Below are 21,818 nucleotides of genomic sequence, written 5' to 3'. Positions count from 1 at the left end.
GTGCCAACTCACCCGATCGGCCCAGAAACTGATCAGCCCGTCCCGCGCTCCCCGCTCTTCGATTCCCGATTCCCCAATCCCCAATCCCGATTCCCGATTCCCGGCTCTTCAGGTCCCCGGCGCCGCGCTATCCCAGGCATCCATGATCTGCAGGATCTGCGGCAATGCCTCGCGAAAATGCTGCACCAGGCGCGGCTCCAGTTGCTTGCCGGCCATGCTGTCGAGCTTGCGCATGGCGTCGTCCACCGTCCATGGCGCCTTGTAGGCGCGCCGGCCGCACAGCGCATCGAACACATCGGCCACCGCCACGATGCGCGCCGATTCGGGAATGGCATCGCCGACCAGGCCCGTGGGATAGCCGCTGCCGTCCCAGCATTCGTGGTGATGCAGGGCAATCTCCGCAGCCAGCTGAAACACCGGCCCGCGACCGTGTCGCAGCAGGGCGTGGCCGACCTGCGGATGCTGGCGCACCACCGAGCGTTCGTGTTCGTCCAGCGTATCGGACGGGTGCAGTAGGCCGCCGGGTGCCGCAATCTTGCCGGCGTCGTGCAGGGGCGCGGCATCCTGCAGCAACTGCGCCCGTTGCGCCGGCCAGCCGATCTTTTCGGCCAGCACCCGCGCATAGGCGGCCATGCGCCAGATATGTGCGCCGGTGTCGGCATCCTGGCCCTGCCCGGCGGTGCCGAGCAGATGGATCGCATCGCGGTACTGCTGGGCCAGCCGCGCGTTTTCGGCCAGCTTCAACTGGGTGGCGATGCGGACCTTGAGCAGGGCGGGCGAGTAGGGCTTGCTGACGTAGTCGGCCGCGCCCGCTTCCAGGCCTGTGCGCTCGTCGTGCTCGCTGTTGCGCGAGGTCACGAACAGGATCGGGATGGCCGCGCTGGCCGGTTGCTGCTTGAGCGTGCGCGCCACCGCATAGCCGTCCATGTCGGGCAGCTCGACATCCAGCAGGATCAACGACGGCGTGTGGCGAAGCACCGCCTCTAGCGCTTCGCGGCCGGACTTGGCGAACACCAGCGGGAAATCGTCGCGCAGCAACTGGCGCAGGGTGGCCAGGTTGCTGGATTCGTCGTCGACACACAGCAGGGGACGATGCGCCATGAAGACTCCTTGCGACCTGCGTGGCGACCGGTCAGTGCAGGTGAGTGGCTTGCCAGTCGCGCAACGTGGCCTCGGCGCGACGGAAGTCGAAATCATCCACCGCACGCTGCAGTCCTTCCTGCAGGGTGCGCGGCAGGCGCGGCGCGCAGATCAGCAGCGCGTGGTCGATCCTGTCGGCATCGTCGCTGCCCAGGGCCGCTTCCAGGATCTGCACGCTGTCTGCGTCCAGCGCGACCGCATCGTCACTTGCCGCCTCGGCGCTGCTGGCGTGTTGCAGGAAGGCATGGATCGCGGCGGTGGTGCGCTGCATGGTGTCCTTGAGCGCGATCAGCGCCGAGGTGATGTCGTGGCCTTCCTCGATGCGGGTCTCCAGATCGCTGGCGGCACCGGCCAGGGCCGGCAAGGCCAGCGACCCGGCTGCGCCACGCAGCTTGTGCGCCAGCGCGCCGATCGCCGGCAGCTCATTGCGGCGCAGATGCTCGGCTGCAGTCTCGGCCGGGTCGGGGTTGTCGCGCAGCAGTTTGAGCAGATAGCGCTCGTACGGCTCGCGCTCGCGCCACAGGCTGCGCGCACGTGCTGCATCCAGCACCTCCGGGTCGGCATGTTCCCATTCGGGGCCGGCAGGGACGTCGGCTTCGTGCGGCAGCGAGGGGATGCGCCGCACGCCCGGCTGCAGGAAATGGCGGATGGCGGTGACCAGTTCCTCCACATTGAAGGGCTTGGCGATGAAACCGTTCATGCCGGCTTCCAGCGCCTTCTCCTGTTGCGGGCGAAAGGCGCCGGCGGTCAGCGCGATCACCGGCAGGCTGGCCAGCGCCGGGATCTGCCGCAGCCGCCGCGTGGCTTCGTAGCCATCGACCACCGGCATCTGCACGTCCATCAACACCAGCTGGAACAGCTCCGGGGCGCGCTTGAGCGTGTTGACGGCCTGCTCGCCATCGTGGGCGACCGTGACCATGGCGCCTTCGCCTTCGAGAATGCGCTGGGCCACTTCGCAGTTGATCTCGCTGTCGTCCACCAGCAGCAGATGCGCACCTTCGAGGCGGCGCGCCACGAAGGTGGGCGTCACCGGCCGCGCGCCGGGGCGTGCGTCGACCAGTTGCTCCATCAGCCGGTGCAGCGCCGCACTGGTGACCGGCTTGGTCATGACCGCATCCAGATCCTGTTGCTCCGGGTGCTGTTCAAGCAGGCGGCGCTCGTACGCGGTGACCATGACGATCACCGGATGCGGGCCGGGCACGGCGCGCGCGCGGATCTGCCGCGCGATCGCCACCCCGTCGATATCGGGCATGCGCCAGTCGAGCAGGAAGATGTCGTAGGGCTCGCTGGCCTGTTCGATCGCCTGCAAGGCGGCCTGGCCGCTGGCGACCGCATCCACGCGCCAGCCGAGTTCGGTGGCGATGCGCACCAGGTTGTTGAGCGCGGCATCGTGGTCGTCGGCGATCAAAACGCGCGGCATCGCTTCGGGCGGCAGCGCGGGCAGCTCGCGCTGGGCCGGCGGCGGGGCCGCTTTTTCCAGCGTGATCACGAAATAGAACTCGCTGCCGCGGCCGGGCACGCTTTCCACTTCCAGCTCGCCGCCCATCAACTCGATCAGGCGCCGGCTGATGGTCAGGCCCAGGCCGCTGCCGCCGTAACGCCGGCTGGTGGAGGTGTCGGCCTGCAGGAACGGCGAGAAGATCAGGCTCTGCTTTTCCTTGGAGATGCCGATGCCGGTGTCGCGCACCGAGAACAACAGCTTGAACTTGTTCGGATCGCCGCTGGGGAAGCGCCGTACCGACAGCACCACTTCGCCCTGCTCGGTGAACTTGATCGCGTTGCCGACCAGGTTGACCAGCACCTGGTTGATGCGCAGCGCATCGCCGAGCAACCAGCGGCAGTCGCGCGGCAGCGGTTCGACGATCATTTCCACCGGTTTGGTGCTGAGCGAGGAACGCATCAGGTCGGCGATGTTGTCAAACAGTTGATTGAGGTCGAACGGTGCGCGTTCCAGGTCGATGCGCCCGGCCTCGATCTTGGAGAAGTCCAGGATGTCGTTGATGATTTCCAGCAACGAACGCGCGGAGCGATCGATCTTGGTCACCATGTCCTGCGCCGCAGCGGGCAGTTCGCTGCGCTGCAGCAGGTACAGCATGCCCAGGATCGCGTTCATCGGCGTGCGGATCTCATGGCTCATGTTGGCCAGGAAATCGGACTTGGACTGGTTGGCGCTCTTGGCCGCGTCCATCGCCAGGCGCAGTTGTTTCTCGTGCAGTTTCTGTTCGGTCAGATCCACCGCCATGCCCAGGTAGCCGATCACCTGGTCGTTGTCGTCGCGCAGCGTGCTCAGGGTCAGCAGCACCGGCAGGCGGCGGCCTTCATGGCTGACGTAGGTCCATTCGCTGGTGTCGCTGCGGCCCAGGCTGGTCAGCGCGGCGATCGCCTCCAGGGTGTGCGCCACCGGCGCGCCGGTCTGCTCGGAGAGCATGTGCGCGCGCTGCTGCAGTTCCTCGGGCTCGATGAACTGGCCGGCCTTGCGGCGGCCGATCACCTCGTCGGCGTTGTAGCCCAGCAGTTTTTCCGCGGCCCGATTGAACAGCGTGACAAAGCCAGCGGAGTCGGTGGCGATGATGGCAAAGCCGGCATGCGCCAGAATCGCCCGATGCAGCGCGGAGAACTTCATCAGTTCGCTGGTGCGTTCGGCGACCTGATGTTCGAGCGATGCGTTGAGCGCGACGATGCGCTGGTGCGACCGCACCCGCTCGGAGATGTCGCGGAAGAAATGCGAATGCCCGCTCAGGGTGTCGTTACGTTCGATGATCGGGGCCTTGCTGGCCAGTACATGCACCAGATGCCCGTCGCGATGGCGCATGCTCTGCGCCGCGGAGGCATCGACCGACTGGTGTTCGTCGGCGTGCGCGATGTCGGCAATTGCATACGGCTGCGGCGACAGCAGCATCGTCAGGTTCTGGCCGATCGCCTCGTCCGCGCTGTAGCCGAACATCGCTTCGGCAGCGGGATTCCAGTGGGTGATGTCTCCGTCCGGGGTCTCGGCAACGATGGCTTCGCTGGAATGGCTGACCAGCGCCGCCAGCTCCATCTGCTTGCGCAGCACTTCCTCGCGCCGCAGTCCATTGCTGAAATACAGCACCAGCAATGCCGCAAGCAGCACCGACACGCCCAGCACCAGGCCGCCCATCAGCCATGGCGAGGTCTGGTTGAGCGAGGCCAGGAAGCTGGCGGTGGGGTGGGCGGTGATGATCCAGGTGCGGCCGTAGATCTGCAGCTGCTGGATCACCGGCGGGCGACGTGCGCTGTCGCTGGACGGCGTGCCGCTGCGGTAGAAATTGTGGGTGGGCTCGTTCCTGTCGGACAGGTCCAGTGCCAGGTCGTCGCGCTCGCCCAGGGTGCTTTGCACCATCTGCTCGACGCTGAAGGGCGCATACACCCAGCCGCTGGTGGCGGCCATGCGCTGCTGCGGCGTCTGCAGCGGCATGCCTTCGCGATAGACGGCCAGCAGCACCAGGAATCCGCTCTCGCTGGGAATGCGATAGCCGGACAGCGAGATCGGCGAGGTCATGATCGGCAGGCCGCTGCGCGCGGCCTGCAGTGCGGCGGCGCGGCGACGTGGCTCGGAGGCGATGTCCAGGCCAATCGGACGGTTGCCCGAGGACTCCGGCTCGAAATACAGCACGATGTAGCGCTCGCCGTCCCAGGGCTCCAGCGGCCGCCGCTTGATGTCCGGTGCGCCGTCGGCACGGGCGGCCTGCAGGAAGGCCTCTTCGTCGGCGGGCGCGACGCGATGGATGTAGCCGTAGCCCAGCACGCCGGGAAACTCGCGCGTGTAATCGCGCGAGCGGCTGTACAGGGTGAAGCGGTCGCGACTGATGATCTCCTTGCCGGCGCCGATCACCGCGCCGCGCGCGCCGCGCAGCCCGTGTTCGAAGGTATACATGCGCTCGCTGATATTGCGGGTCAGCGTGCGCACGACGTAGTTGAAACGCTGCTCGCGCTCGAGGTCGTTATGTCGCTGCAGCGACAGGCCGGCGAAAATGGCGGCAATCAAACCTGCGGCGAGAATCAGCAGGGCCCCGATCGACGCACGGCGCCCGTATTTCCTGCGCAGATCCCAGCGGCCATTCGGCATTTGTGTCCCTTTGCCTTGCCTGTTGCGTGCCCGGTGTGCTGACCGACAGTGAGGTCGGCTTCGTGGTGGCGCCTGACGATCATCAGAATGCGTGCGGTCTTCCCCGTGTCTGCACGTGCTTCCGGTGGGCGATCAACGTCATTGCCAATGCATCAGAACGCCAGCCAGATCGATAATGCGTGAAGGGCAAGACCGATCAGTCCGCCCACCAGCGTTCCATTGAACCGAATGTATTGCAGATCGCGTCCGACACCCAATTCCAATTGTTCGACGAGGTGACGTTCGTCCCAACTTTTCACCGTCGACGCAATATGCTCGGTCACCGATGCGCGCAAGCGCGTGGTGAGTTTGTCGGCTGCCTGCAACATGTGCTGGTTGAGCGCTTCACGCAGCGAGGGATCCTGCGACAATGCCTGGCCGAGCGATTGCATGGAACGCTCCATGTGCGCGGCCATCGATGATTCCTCACGCGCCAGGTCGTTGCGCAGCGCATCGCGGATCTCGCCCCACAGCCCTTGCACGTAGTCCTGCAGGGCCGGATGTTCGATCGCGCGCTGCTTGAGTTCTTCCACGCGCTCGGCCATTGCCGGCTCGTCGCGCAGGCGCGCGATGTAGCGTTGCAGCCAGGCTTCATAGTCGAGCCTGATTGGATGCTCGGGCGTCTTGAGGATGTCCTGCAACTCCTCGATCGCCGCACGCGCCATGCGGTCGGCCAGGCTGTCGCCAATCTCTTCGATCGGCTTGACCCAGTTCACCGTGCCGACCAGCTTGGGCCACTCGCGCCGCGCGTAGCGCACGATCAACGCCGAGGCGCGCGTCTTGACCTGCTCCTGGTCCAGCCACTCGCCCAGGCGCAGCAGCACCTCGTCCAGCAATTTCTGGTGCCGGCCATCGGTGGTGAGCAGGGCCATGATATCGCCGACGGTGGCGGCGGCATTCCACTTGCGCAGACGGTCGACCACAAAGCGCTGGATCGCGCGGCGCACCGCAGCCTCGTCCAGCAGCTCCAGCGCCTGCAGCATCCAGCTGCGCGCCATCTGCGCGAGCATGCGCGCCTGCTCGGGTTTGGCCAGCCATTCGCCGAGGCGGCTGGCCGGGTCGAACACGCGCAGTTTGTCCATCAACGCATCCGGGGCGAGGAACTGGTCGCGCACGAACACCGCCAGGCCATCGGCCAGACGGTCCTTGCCGCGCGGCAGGATGGCGGTATGCGGGATCGGCAGGCCCATCGGGCGGCGGAACAAGGCCACCACCGCGAACCAGTCGGCCAATGCGCCGACCGTCGCCGCTTCGCAGAAGGCCGAGACCCAGGCCCAGACGCCTTGTTCGCCCATCAGGTGGCTGACGACGAAGCCGGCGAACATGGCCAGCAGCAGGGCCACCGCCAACAGCTTCATGCGCTGCAGCTGGGCACGACGGGGATCGACGGGACGGGGAGTGCTGAGACTGGGTTCCATGTCCGAAGTGTACCCAGTCGCCGGAGCAGGGCATGTCCACGGCGCGCGTCATCGGTTCGGTAGGAGCGCGCCTGAGCGCGATGGCGTTACCGGGAAAGCCGTGTCGCGCCCGGGTGCGCTCCTACCGGTGGTTGCAGCGATCGTGGTCGCCATTCGCGCAGCGGCCGATCGTTTTGTAGGAGCGCGCCCGAGCGCGATGGCGTTACCAGGACAGCCGCGTCGCGCCCGGGTGCGCTCCTACGGTGATGCACTGTCGGGTATTCAGCCGCGCAGGCGCTCCAGCTGTGATTGCAGCGCGGTCACCTTGGCCTGCAGCGCGGCGTTTTCGTTTTCCAGTTCGGTCACGCGGCGTTGCAGGGCTTTCACATCGCGGCGTTCGGCTTCGCCGCCTTCGGCCTCGTCGGGCCTGGGTTTGCGCTTGGCGTCGCGCACGCGCTTGGCCGCCTGTTTGAGCTCGGCCTTGCCGGCCTGCGCGGCGGCGCGTTGCTCGTCCTCGGACAGGGTGGCCACGGCAGCGGCGGCGCTGATGGAAATCTCGCCGGCCTTGACCGCCTGCACCACTTCCGGGGCGGCCTGTTTGTGGATGCGCTCGATCATCACAACCTGGTTGTTGCTCAGGCGGGCCTCGCGCGCCAGCTCGGCGCGGCTGACCGGGGTGGAGGTCTCTTCCCACGGCGGGCTGTCGCTGTCGGCGGCGGTCTGCACGGTGCCGTGTTCGATGCCGGCGGCGGGCTGGTCATCGTCGGTGACCAACGGCGCTTCCGCCGCGGCGTCGGCGTCGCGCTGGCTGCGCTGGCGCGCGGCCAGGATCTCGCGCTTGCGCAGCGCCAGCACGCCACGCTGGAAGTCCGACACGCTGCGCCGGCCCAGGTGCTGCTCGATCATCCACAGGTGCACGTCCTGCATCGACTGGAAGCGCGGGTTCTGCACGGTCTGGAACGGCAGGCCGTGCTTCTGGCAGATGCCGTAGCGGTTGTGGCCATCCACCAGCACATCGCCCCACAGCACCAGTGCATCGCGGCAGCCCTCGGCCAGCAGGCTGCGCTCCAGCGCCTCGTGCTCGTCGGGCGTCAACGGGTCGATGTAGGCCTTGAGTTCTTCTTTGACAACGATGTTCATGCGGCAACTGCGGGGAAGTGCGGGGCCGGCATTGTAGTGAGCCTGCTCCGGCTTTGCGCGCTTGACCGGGCTGCGCGCGGACGGTACACGCGGGCGCCCGTGCCGTCGCCGTCAGGCAGTGCTGCGCAGGATCTTCCCCAGCGTTTCGACCATCTGCCCGATCTGCTCGGGGGTGACGATCAGCGGCGGCGACAGCGCGATGACATCGCCGGTGACGCGCACCAGCAGGCCGCCGTCATGGAAGCAGCGCTCGAAGACTTCGTAGCCGCGTGCGCCCGGCGCGCCATCGCGCGGGGCCAGCTCGACCGCGCCGATCAGGCCGATGTTGCGGATGTCGATGACGTGCGGCAGCCCGCGCAGGCCGTGCAGCGCGTCTTCCCATTGCCGGCCCAGCGTGATCGCGCGGTCGAACAGGTTCTCCTCGGCGTAGGTGTCCAGCGTGGCGATCGCCGCGGCGCAGGCCAGCGGATGGCCGGAATAGGTGTAGCCGTGGAAGAGCTCGATCGCGTTCTGCGGGCCGTGCATGAAGGCGTCAAAGATCGCATCGGCCACCAGCACCGCGCCCATCGGCACGCTGCCGCTGGTCAGCCCCTTGGCGGCGGTGATCAGGTCCGGGGTGACGCCGAAGCGTTGCGCCGCAAACGCCTCGCCGACCCGGCCGAAGCCGGTGATGACCTCGTCGAACACCAGCACGATGCCGTGGCGGTCGCAGATGGCGCGCAGCCGCTGCAGATAGCCTTCCGGCGGCAGGATCACCCCGGCCGAGCCGGACACCGGTTCGACGAAGACCGCCGCAATGGTCGACGCGTCGTGCAGGGCGATCAGGCGTTCCAGATCGTCCGCCAGTTCGGCGCCGTGCGCCGGCAGCCCGCGCGTGTAGGCATTGCGTTGCAGATCCAGCGTGTGCCGCAGGTGGTCGGTGCCGGCCAGCAGGGGGCCGAACCATTTGCGGTTGTTGGGCAGCCCACCGATCGACATACCGCCGAAGCCGACCCCGTGGTAGGCCTTCTCGCGGCCGATGAAGCGGGTGCGCTGGCCCTCGCCGCGCAGGCGGTGGTAGGCGAGCACGATCTTCATCGCGCTGTCGACCGCCTCCGAGCCGGAGTTGGTGAAGAACACATGGCCCAGGCCGGGCGGGGCGATCGCGGCCAGCCGCTGTGCCAGCACGAACGGCAGCGGTGAACCCATCTGGAAGGTCGGGGCGAAATCCAGCGTGCCGGCCTGCTCACGGATCGCCGCCATGATGCGCTCGCGGGCGTGGCCGGCATTGCAGCACCACAGCCCGGCGGTGCCGTCCAGGATCTGGCGGCCGTCGACATCGCGGTAGTACATGCCGGCAGCGGAGGCCAGCAGGCGCGGGCGCGCCTTGAACTGGCGGTTGGCGGTGAACGGCATCCAGAACGCGTCCAGCTGCGCCGCTGCCTGCAACGCATGCGCGTCGTCGCGCGGAGGGTGGTCGTGCATGGCGGGCTCCGTCGCTGGGGAGCGTCCGACTCTAAGGCCACCGCGCGTCGGCCGTCACCCCGCAGAGCGCGACGGCGACCACGATTTCCGGACCCGTATGCGCCGATCCGCATGGACTAGTCAATTAGTCGCAACGTCGGCCGCTATGCTCTGGGAACGCCTTGTGGCGCAGGCCATGACGGGTTTTTGACTAGCTGCGGGGCGTGCCGAAGCATTGCAAAGATTCAACGATCGCCGATGATGCGCCAGACGAGTGCCAGTTGGGCCTGGTGGTCGCCGCTGCCCTTATCGCAACACGTCAATCGATCGCAGCCATCAATCGTTTTCGGAACCACTGACACCGCCTGCATGCAGCCATCCTGTCGGGCGCTCCGGACACACTTCATCGCACTTTTTTAGGGGAACGGGAATGACACAAGGGTCCACCGTGGCGAGCGCCAACGGCGCAGACGCCGGCCTGCTGTCCAAGGAGCGCATCGTTGCGCGTCCGGGCTTCAATCGTTGGTTGGTACCGCCGGCGGCATTGGCGATCCACCTGTGTATCGGCATGGCCTATGGCTTCAGCGTGTTCTGGTTGCCGCTGTCCAAGGCGCTGGGCATCACCGAGGCGATCGCGTGCCCGGCCGACATGGGCCTGTTCGCGCGCATGGTCGCCACCACCTGCGACTGGAAGATCAGCGAGCTGCAGTGGATGTACACGTTGTTCTTCGTGCTGCTGGGCTGCTCGGCGGCGGTCTGGGGCGGCTGGCTGGAACGTGCCGGCCCGCGCAAGGCCGGTGTGGTCTCGGCGCTGTGCTGGTGCGGCGGGCTGGTGATATCGGCGGCCGGCATCCACTTCCACCAGATCTGGATGCTGTGGCTGGGCTCGGGCGTGATCGGCGGTATCGGTCTGGGCCTGGGCTACATCTCGCCGGTGTCGACCTTGATCAAATGGTTCCCGGACCGCCGCGGCATGGCGACCGGCATGGCGATCATGGGCTTCGGTGGCGGCGCGATGATCGGCAGCCCCCTGGCCGATGCGCTGATGCGCCACTTCGCCACGCCGACCTCGGTGGGCGTGATGGAAACCTTCCTGGTGATGGCGGCGCTGTACTTCGTCTTCATGATGGCCGGCGCGTTCGGTTACCGCGTGCCGCCGAGCGGCTGGACCCCGGCCGGCTGGACCGCCCCGGTGGCCAGCAACAACGCCATGATCACCGCCAACCACGTGCACGTGAGCAAGGTCTGGGGCATCCCGCAGTTCTGGCTGCTGTGGGGCGTGCTGTGCCTGAACGTGTCGGCCGGTATCGGCGTGATCGGCATGTCCTCGCCGATGCTGCAGGAAGTGTTCGGCGGCCGCCTGATCGGGGTGGATGCCGGCTTCGGCAGCCTGGATACGGCGCAGCTGGCCAGCATCGCGGCCATCGCGGCCGGCTTCACCGGCCTGCTCAGCCTGTTCAACATCGGCGGCCGCTTCTTCTGGGCCAGCATGTCCGACAAGCTCGGCCGCAAGAACACCTACACGCTGTTCTTCGTGCTGGGCATCTGCCTGTATGCGGCGGCACCGTCGGCCGGCAGCGTGGGCGGCATCGCGCTGTTCGTGGGCATCTTCTGCATCATCCTGTCGATGTACGGCGGCGGTTTTGCCACCATCCCGGCGTATCTGGCCGACCTGTTCGGCACCCAGATGGTGGGCGCCATCCACGGCCGCCTGCTGACCGCCTGGGCCACCGCCGGCATTCTCGGCCCGGTGGTCGTCGGCTACATGCGTGAGTACCAGCTGGCCCACGGCAGCCCGCCGTCACAGGTCTACAACACCACCATGTACATCCTGGCCGGCATGTTGGTGCTCGGTCTGATCTGCAACCTGTTGGTGCGTCCGGTGGCCGCGCGTCACTTCATGACGCCCGACGAGCTGGCGCGCGAGAAACAGCTTGCGCACGAGAAGGTGGACCGCAGCGGCAAGGCGATCCTGCCGCCGGAGCAGATGGCGCGCATCGGGCACGGCGGCAATCCCGCGCTGGTCGCGCTGGCCTGGCTGGCCGTCGGCGTGCCGATGTGCTGGGGCATCTGGGTCACGCTGCAGAAAGCCTTCGTGCTGTTTCATTGAGATGAGATGACCACTTCGTCTTCCCGTTCCGTGCGCGCCGGCAGTGTGGTGCGCACGGTCGTCCGCCACCGCGGCGGCCGCAACGCCACGGTGCAGGACATGGTGGCGGCCGAAATGCCGGTCGCCTTCCACTACAACGGCGTGCCGTTCGCAGTGATGATGGCCACGCCGGAGGACCTGGAGGATTTCGCACTCGGGTTCTCGCTGAGCGAAGGCATCGTCGAGCACCCGCAGGACCTGCGGGTGACGGCGGTGGAGACGTTCCTGGAGGGCGCCTCGCTGCAGATCGAGATTCCGCCCGGGCGTGCCGCCGCGCTGGACCAGCGGCGGCGCAACCTGGACGGGCGCAGCGGTTGCGGGGTATGCGGCAACGAATCGATCGAAGCGGTACTGCGTGTGCCGCCGGTGCTGCAGTCCGCGCTGCAGATCGATGTGCAGACCCTGGCGCGGGCACTGGATGCGCTGCATGCGCAGCAGCCGATCGCCGCGCAGACCGGCGCGGTGCATGCCGCCGGCTGGGCCGATGCGCAGGGTGTGGTGCGTTACGTGCGCGAGGATGTCGGCCGGCATAACGCGCTCGACAAGTTGATCGGTGCCCTGGCGCGCGCGCGCGTGGATGCATCGCACGGGTTTGCGGTGGTGACCAGCCGCGCCAGTTACGAAATGGCCATGAAAGCCGCGCAGGCCCGGATCCCGCTGCTCGCAGCGATTTCGGCACCGACCGCGCTGGCGATCAGCCTGGCCGACAGTGCGGGACTGACCCTGATCGGGTTTGCCCGCGATCACGATTGTGTCGTTTACAGCCATCCGCAGCGCCTGGACTTGGGCGTCGCCGTGGGAGAGCCCGCATGAGCAAGAAGACCATCCAGCAATACGACAATCCCGCTGGCGGCTGGGGCGCACTGCGCTCGGTGGCCAAGCACCTGATGGAACAGGACATCGCGGTACAGGGCGCCAAGACGCTGCTGCATGCCAACCAGCCGGACGGTTTCGACTGCCCCGGCTGTGCCTGGCCCGACCGCGACCACACCTCCACCTTCGAGTTCTGCGAGAACGGCGCCAAGGCCGTTGCCGCCGAATCCACCGCGCGCCGCGCCGGGCCGGAGCTGTTTGCCTCCCACAGCGTCAGCCTGTTGTCGCAATACAGCGACTACTGGCTGGAAGGGCAGGGCCGGCTGACCCAGCCGATGCGTTACGACGCCGCCACCGATCACTACGTGCCGGTAAGCTGGGACGCGGCGTTTGCGCAGATCGCCGGGCACCTCAACGGGCTGGCATCGCCGGACGAGGCGATCTTCTACACCTCCGGGCGCACCAGCAACGAGGCGGCCTTCCTGTATCAGTTGTTCGTGCGCGAGTTCGGCACCAACAACTTCCCGGACTGCTCGAACATGTGCCACGAGCCGTCCGGCACTGCGCTGCGTTCGCAGATCGGCGTGGGCAAGGGCACGGTGTCGCTGCACGACTTCGAACTGGCCGATGCGATCTTCATCTTCGGCCAGAACCCGGGCACCAATCACCCGCGCATGCTCGGCGAGCTGCGCCAGGCCTCCAAGCGCGGCGCGGCGATCGCGGCATTCAATCCGTTGCGCGAACGCGGGCTGGAAAAGTTCGCCGACCCGCAGGACAAGCTGGAGATGCTGCACAACGGCTCCACCCGCATCGCCTCGGATTATTTCCAGCTCAAGATCGGCGGCGACCTGGCCGCGGTCAAGGGCATCATCAAGCATGTGCTCGAGCGCGACGCGCAGGCCCAGCGCGATGGCACGCCGCGTTTGCTGGATCTGGAATTCATCCACGCCCACACCGCCAATTTCGAGGCCTTCGCTGCCGAGGTGCATGGCGAATCCTGGGACACCATCATCGAAGAGTCCGGGCTGGACGAGGCCGCGCTGCGCAAGGCCGGCGAGCTCTATCTCAATGCCGAGCGCGTGATTGCCTGCTGGGGCATGGGCATCACCCAGCACAAGCATTCGGTGGCCACCATCCACATGATCACCAACCTGCTGTTGCTGCGCGGCCATCTGGGCCGGCCGGGCGCGGGCGTGTGCCCGGTGCGCGGGCACAGCAACGTGCAGGGCGACCGCACGATGATGATCTACGAAAAACCGCCGGCCGCCTTCCTGGACAAGCTGCAGACGCTGTTCGGGTTTGCGCCGCCGCGCGAAGACGGCTTTGACACCGTTGGTGCGATCGAAGCGATGCTGGACGGGCGCGGCAAGGTGTTCTTCGCGATGGGCGGCAATTTTGCCGCCGCCACGCCCGACACCGACGCCACGCACCGCGCGCTGCGCAACTGCGAACTCACCGTGCATGTGACCACCAAGCTCAATCGCAGCCATCTGGTGCATGGCCGCGATGCGCTGATCCTGCCATGCCTGGGTCGTACCGAAATCGACATCCAGGACGCCGGCCCGCAAGGCGTGACGGTGGAGGATTCGATGAGCATGGTGCACCTGTCGGCCGGCATCAATCCGCCGGCCTCGCCGGACCTGCTGTCCGAGCCGGCGATCGTGGCACGCCTGGCCGAGGCAACGCTGGGCGCGCGCAGCGCGATCCGCTGGCGCTGGCTGGTGGGCGACTACGACCGCGTACGCGATCTGATCGCACAGGTCTTCCCGGATTTTGCCGACTTCAACCAGCGCGTGCGCGTGCCGGGCGGTTTCCGTCTGTCCAACACCGCGCGTGATCGCCAGTGGGTGACGCCGGAGAAGCGCGCGGTGTTCAAGCCACACGCGGTGCCGACCGACAACCCGATCCACCGCGCACGCCGCAGCCACACCGGGCAGATGGTGTTTACGCTGGCCACCACGCGCTCGCACGATCAATACAACACCACCATCTATGGGCTGGACGACCGCTACCGCGGCGTGTTCGGCGAGCGCCGCGTGCTTTTCATCAATGGTGCGGACATCGCGGCATTGAACATGAAGGCCGGCGATTGGGTGGACCTGGAGAGCCTGTGCGAGGACGGTGTGCATCGTGAGGCACGCCGCTTCCTGCTGGTGGACTACAACATCCCGCGCGGCTGCCTGGCAGCGTACTACCCGGAAACCAACGCATTGGTGCCGCTGTCCAGCTTCGCCGACGAAGCGCGTACGCCCACCTCCAAGTCGATTCCGGTCATCGTGCTGCCGCACCGCGCAGAAACCGCCGATGCGGCGCCGCGCGACATCGGAGCGGTGCTTGTCCGCTGATCCACAGCTCACCGCGCAGTTGCTTGTTGCGTTGGCCGACACGCCGGAGGGCGTGTCGCTGGCCCGGTTGTGCAAGCAGCTGGGCGTGCGCATGAGCGTCCTGCTGCGCACCCTGGCGTGGTTGGGCAGCGCCAGCCTGGACGGTCACCCCGGTCCGGGCTGGATCCAGGTGGAAAACCGCGGCGAGCGCCAATTTGCGGTGCTGACGGATGCCGGGCGCGCTGCGCATGCGCAGCGTGCAATGGCACAGGCGCCGCACGGCGACTGAGCAACTTGCTGCTACTTCCCGGCTGAGGAAGGCGGGAGACTAAAGCCTCTTCACCTGCACGGGAAGCTTGATCAGACGCAACCTGATCCGAACAACGCAGGCCATGCTTTGCTTGCAGCCAAATACACCGAGTGTCTCGACAGGTCCTTGCCCGCCCACCGTCGCGGGACCTTACGCGGCATGGATGCCGCGTAAGAGCCTACATGGACGTACTTGCGGCGTGTCCTGCGAGGGTGGGCGGGCAAGGGCCCTGCAGCACACTCGCAGTGTCGAGGGCGCGGTGCCCTCACCGCTTGCGGGACACGCCGTGAATCCATCCCTGGGGGCTCGGTGGCGGCATCCATGCCGCCACACGGTCCCGCAACCGGCGGGGGCACCGCGGCAGACAATTGGTCGGCGCACGTCTGAAAGTTGTCTGTAATGCGGCGTGCATCAGACGTGCATCCGATGCTTCATGATCGAACGAGACGCATCCAGCACCGCTCTCATCATGCACACCGACCATCTCGACAGGTCCTTGTCCGCTCACCGTCGCGGGACCTTACGCGGCATGGATGCCGCGTAAGAGCCTACACGGACGTACTTGCGGCGTGTCCTGCGATGGTGGGCGGGCAAGGGCCCTGCAGCACACTCGCAGCGTCGAGCCCCCAGGACGGGCCCACCGCGTGCGGGACACGCCGTGAACCCGTCCCTGGGGGCTCGGTGGCGGCATCCATGCCGCCACACGGTCCCGCAACCGGCGAGGACACCGCACCAGACAGTTGGTCGGCGCTCGTTTGAAGAGCTGTCTGTCGCGCGGTGCGCATCAGACGTGGAGGCGATGCTTCACGATCGAACAAGGCGCACCCAGCACTGCTCTACGTGACGTACCGACCATCTCGACTGGTCCTTGCCGGCCCACCGTCGCGGGACCCTGAGCGGCATGGACGCCGCGCCGGAGCCTACATGGACGTACTTGCGGCGTGTCCCGCGATGGTGGGCCGGCAAGGGCCTTGCAGCCAAATAGCTGACCAACCGCTCTGTCAGTGATCTATCCGCATTGTCTGACGACCACCCTAAAATAAGCGGGATTTCGGGAGTTAGCGATATACCCAGAGCGGACTTGCGGCGTGTCCTGCTGTGGCGAGCAGACAAGAGCTCTACAGCCAAGTCGCAGCCCCGCCGTTCTGCAACCGACGCATTTTCGACGCGATCAATCCTCGGTGAAGAGAACGCGCCGCGCTCTGTCGGTCACTGCCAGAACTGAGGCTGACATGGCCCAGCTGGGCCGGAGGTCACGTCTGTAACTTTTTACCCACCGGTGGGCCTGCGCAAACCGTTGCTGCAATCTGCCAGAATCGGCTGTCCTGTCTTGTCTGGAAGCCGATCAACGATGACTGCTGCCGCGCCGCTCGCTGCTCCCATCAATTCGCCTGCGCGCGTGCTGTTCGCCAGCCTGATCGGCACCACGATCGAGTTCTTCGATTTCTATATCTACGCCACCGCCGCGGTGCTGGTGTTTCCCACCCTGTTCTTTCCGGCGGGCGATGGCAGCGCGGCGATGCTGCAGTCGCTGGCGACGTTTGCAGTGGCCTTCGTCGCGCGGCCGGTGGGCTCGGCGGTGTTCGGCCACTTCGGTGACCGGATCGGGCGCAAGGCCACCCTGGTGGCGGCGCTGCTGACGATGGGCCTGTCCACCGTGGCGATCGGCTTGCTGCCCAGCTACGCCCAGATCGGCGTGTTCGCCCCAGCGCTGCTGGCCTTGTGTCGCTTCGGCCAGGGCCTGGGTCTGGGCGGCGAGTGGGGCGGGGCCGTGCTGCTTGCCACCGAAAATGCGCCGCCGGGCAAGCGCGTGTGGTACGGCATGTTTCCGCAGTTGGGTGCGCCGCTGGGCTTTCTGCTGTCCACCGGCACCTTTCTCGGCATGGGCGCGGTGCTCGACGATGCGCAGTTCATGCAATGGGGCTGGCGGGTGCCGTTCCTGGCCAGCGCGCTGTTGGTGCTGACCGGTTTGTGGGTACGCCTGAGCATCACCGAGACGCCGGATTTCCAGAAGGCCCTGGACCGCAAGACCCGTGTGCGCCTGCCCCTGGGCACGGTGATCTCGCAGCACTGGTCGGCGCTGATCATCGGCACGCTGGGCGCGTTCGCCACCTTCGTGCTGTTCTATCTGATGACGGTGTTCGCGCTGGGCTATGGCACCAAGACCCTGGGCTACGACAAGGAGCAATTCCTGTTGTTGCAGATGGCCGGCATCGTGTTTTTCGCGATCGGCATCCCGCTCTCGGCCAGGTTTGGCGACCGGCATGGTGCGCCGCTGGCGATGATGCTGGCCAGTGTTGCGATCATCGCGTTCGGGTTGGCGTTCGCGCCGCTGTTCCAGGCCAATCACCCGCTGCAGGTACTGGCATTTCTGGGGCTGGGGTTCTTCTTCATGGGCCTGACCTACGGCCCCTGCGGCACGTTGCTGGCCGAGCTGTATCCCACCGAGGTGCGCTACACCGGTGCCTCGCTGTCGTTCAACCTGGCCAGCATTCTCGGTGCGGCGCCTGCGCCGTACGTGGCCACGCAGCTGGCCACACGCTTCGGCGTGCAGGCGGTGGGGCAATATCTGGGCGGCGCTGCGGTACTGAGCCTGGTGGCGTTGATGGCCGCACGTGCGATGCGGCGCCGTTCGGCATCGGCGATTTCAACCTAGCCAGCGCGGCGGCGGAGCCGACGCGTCTCAGCTGGCCAGGCGCACCTGGTTGCGACCGCCGGCCTTGGCCAGGTACAGATATTTGTCCGCTTCGCCCAGCAGGTGGTGCAGCGACTGGCCGTCTTCGGTGGCGATGCACACGCCGATGCTCACCGTCATGCTGAGGGTTTCATTGCCGATCCGCACGCGCAGCGCGCTGATGCGCTCGCGCAGGGTCTCGAAGTAACTGGTGGCGTTGGCGGCATCCAGCCCCGGCACCAGCAGGCAGAATTCCTCGCCGCCGAAACGTGCCACCAGATCCTGCGGCCGCGCATGGCTGGAGACCGATGCGGCCACCGCCCGCAGCGCCTGGTCGCCGGCCTCGTGGCCCCAGGTGTCGTTGATGTGCTTGAAGTGGTCGATGTCCAGCATCGCCGCGGTGACCGTCTGCTCCTGCGACAGCAGGGTGGGGATCACCCGCTGGCTCTGTTCCAGGAAATAGCGCCGGTTGGGCAGGCCGGTGAGGAAGTCGCGGGTGGCCAGGTCCTGCAGCGTGCCGATCAGTTCCAGCTGGTCCACATTCTGCGATACGCGGCAGAAGAATTCTTCGCGCGAGAACGGCTTGCGCAGGAAGTCGTTGGCGCCATTTTTCAGGAAGCGCGGAATCAGCGACGAATCGCTGTTGCCGGAAATGCCGATCACCGCGACCTTGTCGCGCGAACGGATCGCGCGCAGCCGGCGGGTGAATTCCACCCCTTCCATACCGGGCATTTCCTGGTCGACGATGGTCAGGCGGATACCGGGATCGCGCTCGATCGCCTGCAGGCCGGCCGCACCGTCGGCCGCCAGCACCACGCGGTAGCCGTACATGGACAACAACGCGGCCGCATAGGTCCGTGCAGACAGGGAATCGTCCACCACCAGCGCCGCGATGCGGCGGTTGCGTTCCAGGCGCTGCACCAGCCAGGCCAGATACTCGATGCTGCCGGGCGCGTTCTTGAGCACGTAATCGATGATCTGCTGCTGCAGCACGCGCTGGCGCAGATCTTCGTCATAGACGCCGCTGACCACCACGGTGGGCAGTTTGCGCGAAAGGAAAAATTCCACGACCTTGTCGCGGTCGCCGTCCACCAGCACCAGGCCGGTCAGAACCAGAAACCAACCGTCTTCTTCGTCCAGTACGCGGGCCGCTTCCGCCAGGGTCGACACGACCGTGACCGGCAGTTCCACACGTTGCTCGATGGCTTCGCGCAGCATGCTGGTGAAGGTGCGCGAGTTCTCCACCAGCAACACGCGTTGCGGCAGGACTGCGCTTTCGCTATTGCGATGTAGGGTACCTGGGGACATCGGCTGGCCGTGCGGATCGAACCGTCCTACCGGCTAACGGCCCGGTTCGCCAAAACTTGAGCGCCGCGTCTCAAAGTGCCCAAGACCGCGCCCCTCTCACCACAATGCATCGCGCAGCCGGTACCAGCTCATCGCGGCCACCAGCAGCGGGGTACGCAGCAGGCGCCCACCGGGGAAGGGCCGATGCGGAATGCGCGCGAACACGTCCAGCCGCCGGCCCTGGCCGGCGATGGCCTCGGCGATGACCTGGCCGGCCAGCCCGGTGGCGGCGACGCCATGCCCGGAGAATCCCTGGGCGAAATACACGTTGGACCCCAGCCGTCCCCAGTGCGGGGCGCGATTGCGCGAGATGTCCACGTAGCCGCCCCACAGCGTTTCCAGCGGCACGTCGTGCAGTTGCGGGAAGACCGTGTGCATGCGCCGGGTCATCAAGCGATCCAGCCCGGGGGGCGGGCGCGATGAGTAGCTGGCGCGTCCGCCGAACAGCAGCCGGTGGTCGGCGCTGAGCCGGTAATAATCCAGTGCCCAGTTGGTGTCGGCGACCGCCATGTCGTTGGCGATCAGCGCGCGCGCGCGGGCTGCGCCCAGCGGCGGCGTCGCGCCGACATAGGTGCCGACCGGCATGATGTGGCGTTCCAGCGTTGTGGAAATGCCCTGCAGCAGGGCGTTTCCGGCGATCACCCCGAAGTCGGCGCTGACGCTGCCCTGGTCGGTCTGCATCGTCACGCGCGCGCCATGTTCCAGGCGGGACACCGCCGAGGCCTCGTGGATGCGCACGCCGGCCGCCAGCGCTGCGCGTGCCAGGCCCAGTGCGTAGGCCAGCGGATGCAGATGGCCGCTGGCCGGGTCGAACATCGCGCCCAGGTAGAGCGGGCTGTGGAGCACCTGCCGGGTACGCGCGCGGTCCCACCATTCCAGCGGGTAGTCATAGCGCTCGGCCATCCGCACGATGCTGTGCTGCAGGGCCTGCACCTGGCGCGGTTTCAGCGGCACATGGGCGTGACCGTCGCGCCAGTCGCAGGCGATGGCATGACGCGCAATGCGCGCGCGCAGCAGGCGCATGCCGTCGCGCGAGAAGTCGAACAGCAGCCGCGCGTCGGTATCGCCGACCAGCGCTTCCAGGGTTTCCTGCTCGCAGCCGTAGCCGACGATGGCCTGGCCGCCGTTGCGCCCGGAGGCGCCCCAGCCGATGCGCCTGGCTTCCAGCACGATGACGGAGTAGCCGGCCTCGGCCAGGGCGAGCGCGGCGGTGAGGCCGGTGTAGCCGGCGCCGAGGATGCAGACATCGGCACGTGCGGCGCCCTGCAGGCGCGGTTGCTCCGGCAAGGGCGGCGTGCTGCGCGCGTACCAGCTGTCGGGATAGCCATTGCCCGGCGGATCGGCAGGCGGCAGGGGCGTGCCCGGGCCGTCCATCAGACGATCCGCAGATACCGTGCGTAGTCCAGATCCGGCACCAGCGCCTGGTAGTCGAGCAGCTCGCGCTGTTTCTGCTGGCCGAATACATGCTGGAACTGGCTGCCGAACTGCGCGCCGACGAAGTCGCTGGCGCCGAATGCCTCCACTGCGCCCTGCCAGGTGCGCGGCCGGAACACCGCTTGCGCATAGGCATTGCCGGTGACTGGCGCGGTGGGCTCGCCGGGGTGTTGTAGGCCGTCCAGCATGGCGGCAAGCACGGCGGCGGCGGCCAGGTACGGGTTGGCATCGGCGCCGGCGATGCGGTGTTCGATGCGGGTGTTGCGTGCATCGCTGTGCGGGATGCGCAGCGCCACGGTGCGGTTGTTGAAGCCCCAGCTCGCATCCAGTGGCACGAAGGCGTTGCTGACGAACCTGCGGTAACTGTTGGCGTGCGGTGCGAACATCAGCAACGAGGCCTCCGCATGCCGTTGCAGGCCGGCGACGGCATGGCGCAGGCGGTCGGCAGGTGCAGCGACGCTGCCGGCAAACACGTTGTGCCCGTCGGCATCGAGCAGGCTCACGTGCAGGTGCAGGCCGCTGCCGGCCTGGCCGGGAAACGGCTTGGCCATGAAGCTCGCGAGCTTGCCCTGCTGCTGCGCAATCGCCTTGATGGTGCGCTTGAGCAGGAGTGCCTCGTCGCAGGCGGCCACCGCATCGGCACGATGCTGCAGGTTGATTTCGAACTGGCCGGGCGCGTACTCGGCCACGGCGGTGTCGGCAGGGATGCCTTGCTGCCGGCAGGCGGCGGTGACCGCGTCGGTGAACGTGCGCTGGTCGTCCAGGTCCTGCAGCGAATACACCTGGGTACTGTCGCTGCGCGCACCGGTCTGCGGGTCGCGCGGTGTTTGCGGACGCCCCTGTGCATCGGGCACCCCATCGAACAGGTAGAACTCCAGTTCCACCGCAATCACCGGTGTCAGGCCGAGCGCGGCGAAGCCGTGCAGCACGCGCTGCAGGACCGCACGCGGTGCAACCTCGAACACGCTGCCGTCCGGCTGATGCATCGCCAGCAGCAGCTGTGCCATCGGCCGCGGTGCCCACGGCACCGGGCGCAGCGAGCCTGCAATGGGCCGGCAGATGCGATCGGCATCGCCGATGGCATAGCCCAGCCCGGTTTCTTCGACGGTATTGCCGGTGATGTCGGTGGCGATCAGCGACATCGGCAGGCACACCCCGTCGCGATAGATCTTGCCCAGGACCTCGGCTGTCACGCGTTTGCCACGCAGCACGCCATTGGTGTCGGGCAACAGCAGATCGACCGCTTCGCAGCCATCGATCCGCGCCAGCGTGGCGGCATCGGTGGCGGGCAAGCACGCGACGGAGTTCTCGGAAACCATGGGCACCACCTGCAGGGTCGCTGCCCAGACTAGCAAAGCGCACGTGATCTTTCGCAATCGTGCGCGTGCCGACCCTGGCAATGCCGCTGGCTGCACGGTAAGTTCGCAGGCGCCCACGACACACCCTCAACCCGTGGCGAAGACACGCTGACGTTGCGTCGTGATCGGACGCATGCAATGCCGCGCACAATTGCAAACGCGC

General features: G+C 67.1%; 13 protein-coding genes. 5 read left to right on the top strand and 8 right to left on the bottom strand.

The window, feature by feature from the left end; translation table 11 throughout:
• Nucleotides 1-108 precede the first annotated feature (108 nt).
• The 5 genes from EO170_RS19065 to EO170_RS19045 form a co-directional block, all read right to left on the bottom strand.
• Complete coding sequence (locus EO170_RS19065; RefSeq protein WP_126947403.1) at nt 109-1,101, bottom strand: HD domain-containing phosphohydrolase; 993 nt, start codon at nt 1,099-1,101, stop codon at nt 109-111.
• 31 nt (nt 1,102-1,132) lie between these two features.
• Nucleotides 1,133-5,227, bottom strand: a complete 4,095-nt coding sequence (locus tag EO170_RS19060) for a CHASE domain-containing protein (protein ID WP_126947400.1) — start codon at nt 5,225-5,227, stop codon at nt 1,133-1,135.
• A gap of 152 nt (nt 5,228-5,379) precedes the next feature.
• Nucleotides 5,380-6,684, bottom strand: a complete 1,305-nt coding sequence (locus tag EO170_RS19055) for a DUF445 family protein (RefSeq protein WP_104647914.1) — start codon at nt 6,682-6,684, stop codon at nt 5,380-5,382.
• A gap of 261 nt (nt 6,685-6,945) precedes the next feature.
• The gene (locus EO170_RS19050; protein ID WP_126947397.1) at nt 6,946-7,803 is read right to left on the bottom strand and encodes a plasmid replication/partition related protein; all 858 of its coding nucleotides are present in this window, start codon (nt 7,801-7,803) and stop codon (nt 6,946-6,948) included.
• Between the two features lie 111 nt (nt 7,804-7,914).
• Nucleotides 7,915-9,267, bottom strand: a complete 1,353-nt coding sequence (locus EO170_RS19045) for an aspartate aminotransferase family protein (protein WP_126947394.1) — start codon at nt 9,265-9,267, stop codon at nt 7,915-7,917.
• A 409-nt stretch (nt 9,268-9,676) separates the two neighbouring features.
• On the opposite strand from EO170_RS19045, the gene EO170_RS19040 reads away from it, so the two are divergent.
• From EO170_RS19040 to EO170_RS19015, 5 genes are all read left to right on the top strand, one after another.
• Complete coding sequence (locus EO170_RS19040; protein ID WP_115677443.1) at nt 9,677-11,356, top strand: OFA family MFS transporter; 1,680 nt, start codon at nt 9,677-9,679, stop codon at nt 11,354-11,356.
• A gap of 6 nt (nt 11,357-11,362) precedes the next feature.
• The gene (fdhD, locus tag EO170_RS19035; RefSeq protein WP_126947391.1) at nt 11,363-12,208 is read left to right on the top strand and encodes a formate dehydrogenase accessory sulfurtransferase FdhD; all 846 of its coding nucleotides are present in this window, start codon (nt 11,363-11,365) and stop codon (nt 12,206-12,208) included.
• Entirely contained in the window at nt 12,205-14,553 is a 2,349-nt protein-coding gene (locus EO170_RS19030; protein WP_104582138.1) for an FdhF/YdeP family oxidoreductase, read from the top strand. The genes fdhD and EO170_RS19030 overlap by 4 nt, the downstream gene beginning before the upstream one ends.
• Nucleotides 14,543-14,821: a hypothetical protein gene (locus EO170_RS19025; RefSeq protein WP_164741101.1), complete on the top strand. Its 279-nt coding sequence runs from the start codon at nt 14,543-14,545 to the stop codon at nt 14,819-14,821. The genes EO170_RS19030 and EO170_RS19025 overlap by 11 nt, the downstream gene beginning before the upstream one ends.
• Nucleotides 14,822-16,193: 1,372 nt before the next feature.
• On the top strand, nt 16,194-17,498 hold the full coding sequence (locus tag EO170_RS19015) for an MFS transporter (protein WP_126947385.1): 1,305 nt from the start codon (nt 16,194-16,196) through the stop codon (nt 17,496-17,498).
• Nucleotides 17,499-17,525: 27 nt separating this feature from the next.
• Here the strand turns inward: EO170_RS19015 and EO170_RS19010 are convergent, their stop codons facing one another.
• The 3 genes from EO170_RS19010 to EO170_RS19000 all read right to left on the bottom strand — a co-directional run bounded on the left by EO170_RS19010 (nt 17,526) and on the right by EO170_RS19000 (nt 21,616).
• Complete coding sequence (locus tag EO170_RS19010) at nt 17,526-18,824, bottom strand: diguanylate cyclase (protein WP_047125193.1); 1,299 nt, start codon at nt 18,822-18,824, stop codon at nt 17,526-17,528.
• A 96-nt stretch (nt 18,825-18,920) separates the two neighbouring features.
• The gene (locus EO170_RS19005) at nt 18,921-20,237 is read right to left on the bottom strand and encodes an FAD-binding oxidoreductase (protein ID WP_126947382.1); all 1,317 of its coding nucleotides are present in this window, start codon (nt 20,235-20,237) and stop codon (nt 18,921-18,923) included.
• Nucleotides 20,237-21,616, bottom strand: coding sequence for a glutamine synthetase family protein (locus tag EO170_RS19000; protein WP_126947379.1), 1,380 nt, complete (start codon nt 21,614-21,616; stop codon nt 20,237-20,239). Before EO170_RS19000 ends, EO170_RS19005 begins: the two co-directional genes overlap by 1 nt.
• Nucleotides 21,617-21,818: the final 202 nt, after the last annotated feature.

Origin of the sequence: Xanthomonas sp. BRIP62409, assembly GCF_003992965.1 — a bacterium.
In the GTDB taxonomy this organism is placed as follows: domain Bacteria; phylum Pseudomonadota; class Gammaproteobacteria; order Xanthomonadales; family Xanthomonadaceae; genus Xanthomonas; species Xanthomonas euroxanthea.
This window is presented reverse-complemented; position numbering and strand designations above follow the sequence as displayed.

Bases quoted from the DNA above. Each gene is read 5' to 3' on its own strand.
- EO170_RS19065 (WP_126947403.1), bottom strand. From the start codon at position 1,101: ATGGCGCATCGTCCCCTGCTGTGTGTCGACGACGAATCCAGCAACCTG.
- EO170_RS19060 (WP_126947400.1), bottom strand. From the start codon at position 5,227: ATGCCGAATGGCCGCTGGGATCTGCGCAGGAAATACGGGCGCCGTGCG.
- EO170_RS19055 (WP_104647914.1), bottom strand. From the start codon at position 6,684: ATGGAACCCAGTCTCAGCACTCCCCGTCCCGTCGATCCCCGTCGTGCC.
- EO170_RS19050 (WP_126947397.1), bottom strand. From the start codon at position 7,803: ATGAACATCGTTGTCAAAGAAGAACTCAAGGCCTACATCGACCCGTTG.
- EO170_RS19045 (WP_126947394.1), bottom strand. From the start codon at position 9,267: ATGCACGACCACCCTCCGCGCGACGACGCGCATGCGTTGCAGGCAGCG.
- EO170_RS19040 (WP_115677443.1), top strand. From the start codon at position 9,677: ATGACACAAGGGTCCACCGTGGCGAGCGCCAACGGCGCAGACGCCGGC.
- fdhD (WP_126947391.1), top strand. From the start codon at position 11,363: ATGACCACTTCGTCTTCCCGTTCCGTGCGCGCCGGCAGTGTGGTGCGC.
- EO170_RS19030 (WP_104582138.1), top strand. From the start codon at position 12,205: ATGAGCAAGAAGACCATCCAGCAATACGACAATCCCGCTGGCGGCTGG.
- EO170_RS19015 (WP_126947385.1), top strand. From the start codon at position 16,194: ATGACTGCTGCCGCGCCGCTCGCTGCTCCCATCAATTCGCCTGCGCGC.
- EO170_RS19010 (WP_047125193.1), bottom strand. From the start codon at position 18,824: ATGTCCCCAGGTACCCTACATCGCAATAGCGAAAGCGCAGTCCTGCCG.
- EO170_RS19005 (WP_126947382.1), bottom strand. From the start codon at position 20,237: ATGGACGGCCCGGGCACGCCCCTGCCGCCTGCCGATCCGCCGGGCAAT.
- EO170_RS19000 (WP_126947379.1), bottom strand. From the start codon at position 21,616: ATGGTTTCCGAGAACTCCGTCGCGTGCTTGCCCGCCACCGATGCCGCC.